Genomic DNA, 2182 nt, shown 5'->3' with positions numbered 1-2182 from the left:
CCTTAGGCGACTCGAGTTCCGTCTGACGTGATGACGAGGCGAAAAATCCGTACTCGTCGCCAGGACGCCGCCGACGACGTGGGTCAGGTAAGAGCATCTGCCATGAGCCCGCGCAAGCCGTACCCCAGCGACCTGTCGGACGCCCGCTGGGACCTGATCGCGCCGACGTTACAAGCCTGGCGGCAGGCCCGGCTCGACCGCCGACCCACCGGCCAGCCCGCCCGGGTCGACCTCCGCGAGGTGTTCGACGTGATCCTCTATCTCAACCGGACGGGAGTCCCCTGGAAATACCTGCCCCACGACTTCCCGTCGCACAACACCGTCTACTTCTACTACGCCGCCTGGCGGGACGAGGGCATCTTCGCCCAGCTCAACTACAGCCTGACCGGCCTGGCCCGGGTCAAGGAAGGCCGCACGCCCGAACCGACCGCGTGCGTCCTCGACACCCAGAGCGTCAAGACCTCCACCAGCGTGCCCCTGACCAGCCAGGGCACGGACGCCGGCAAGAAGATCGTCGGGCGGAAGCGGGGCATCGTCACCGACGCCCTCGGCCTGCTGCTCGCCGTGACTGTCACCGCCGCACACCTGTCGGACAACACTCTTGGAATACGCCTGCTCGACCAGGCCAAGAACACTTGGAAGGCGATATCCAAGACCTGGGTTGACGCCGGCTTCAAAAATACCGTGATCGAACATGGTGCCGCCCTGGGCATCGATGTCGAGGTCGTTCCCAGAAACAGCGGGACCCCCGGATTCCACGTCGTCAAACGGCGCTGGGTCGTCGAACGGACCCTGGGCTGGATCATGATGCACCGCCGCCTGGCCCGCGACTACGAGACCCTCCTCGCCAGCTCCGAAGCCATGATCCATATTGCCGCGATCGACAACCTCGCCAAGCGCGTAACGGACGAAGCCGCCCCGACTTGGCGAGGCACCTACTAGCACGCAAGCCACATTCAGGACAAATCAAACGCCACTCAGACGGCGTCAAAGGCTGAGGCGTAGCGGAACACTCCGGGGGTTCGGCCGGTCCAGGTAGTCAGCGTGCGGATCTGGAAGTGCTGGGCCCAGTCGGGGTTGGACGGGAGCACGCCGAGCGGTTGCGCAAGCTGAAAACCGAATCGCTGGTAGTAAGTGGGGTCACCGAGCAAGACGGCTGCGGGTGAGTCCAGGGCGTCGGCTGCCGCGAGCACCGCGTGCATCAAGGCGCTGCCGACTCCGCGGTGCTGATGGCTGGGGAGCACGCCCAGGGGGCCGAGCCCGAGCGAGGGGTGCTCATCGATGTGGGCGCGGCTGCCGACCACGTGACCGACGACGTCACCGTCAATCTCGGCCACGAGGGACAGGCCGGCGACGACATCGCCGGCTGCGCGAAGTTCGTCGACGAGCCGTGCTTCGGCGGCAACCGAGCCATCGGCGGTGGCGAAGGCGGCGTTGTGGACGGCGAAGATCGCTTGCTGGTCGACAGACGTCTCTCGTCGTATCAGCACGACGCCAGGATTCTGGTCGACGTATGTCTGGGCAAACGGATTTGTGGAGATCACCTCGTGCGGGCGGGCCGGGCGCACCACCCCAGCCCGATGACCACATCACGCGATCATCACGTGATGACCGATGCGGCAGAGGTGCCGGCGGGGATCTGTGGCTGTGGCTGCGGCCGAACTCGGCATCCATGGAACGGACCTCGGGCAACTACGCCCGCAGCATCGGCATCGCCGTCCGCAGCGGCGTCCCCAATCGCTCTCAACATCCTCGATCGCATCCGAACTGCATCCATGCTCAGTAACGGACGTCGGACATCAACTCGCGCGAGAACCAGAAGATCCTGCTCAACTATCCCGGCAGCACCCCGCCGCACGCGTGCATGGGCCGTCTACTGATCGTGCGGCGCGGGCTTGCACCTACGCTGGCGTGCCTGCACGCGCGTCTTGATCAAATCGTCGTGGGCAGCTTTGACCCCAGCTCGCTCGTCCGCTTCTGGGCCGGGCTGCTTGGCGGTGAGCCGGAGTCCGTCAGGAGCGCCGTACCGCCGAGGTCCGACAGAGACGGTAGAGGCGCACCGGCAAGGCGGGCCTCGACGAGCGGCTGAAGGGGGTCGCGAGCGATGACAGGCACTGGCTACTCCTCCCAGTCCGCTCCAGCCCTGGCAATAGCATGATCTAGCCGGCGCCAGGGCCCTACC

2 protein-coding genes are annotated in these 2182 nt (G+C 66.0%); one reads left to right on the top strand and one right to left on the bottom strand.

Annotation, left to right across the window (positions count from 1 at the left end; all coding sequences use genetic code 11):
- Nucleotides 1-102 precede the first annotated feature (102 nt).
- Nucleotides 103-942 (top strand): IS5 family transposase, encoded by an 840-nt coding sequence (locus AC08OQ_RS19170; RefSeq protein ID WP_476612298.1) that lies wholly within the window; start codon nt 103-105, stop codon nt 940-942.
- A 35-nt stretch (nt 943-977) separates the two neighbouring features.
- Here the strand turns inward: AC08OQ_RS19170 and AC08OQ_RS19165 are convergent, their stop codons facing one another.
- Nucleotides 978-1490, bottom strand: coding sequence for a GNAT family N-acetyltransferase (locus AC08OQ_RS19165; protein ID WP_476612297.1), 513 nt, complete (start codon nt 1488-1490; stop codon nt 978-980).
- Between the last annotated feature and the right edge of the window lie 692 nt (nt 1491-2182).

The sequence above is a fragment of the Frankia sp. CcCS3 genome, assembly GCF_977927575.1.
Note: the sequence above shows the minus strand (reverse complement) of the source record. Positions and strands in the feature narration are given on the sequence as shown.

What these genes read in the sequence shown, in the direction of transcription:
- AC08OQ_RS19170 (WP_476612298.1), top strand. Translation starts at nt 103, where the DNA reads ATGAGCCCGCGCAAGCCGTACCCCAGCGACCTGTCGGACGCCCGCTGG.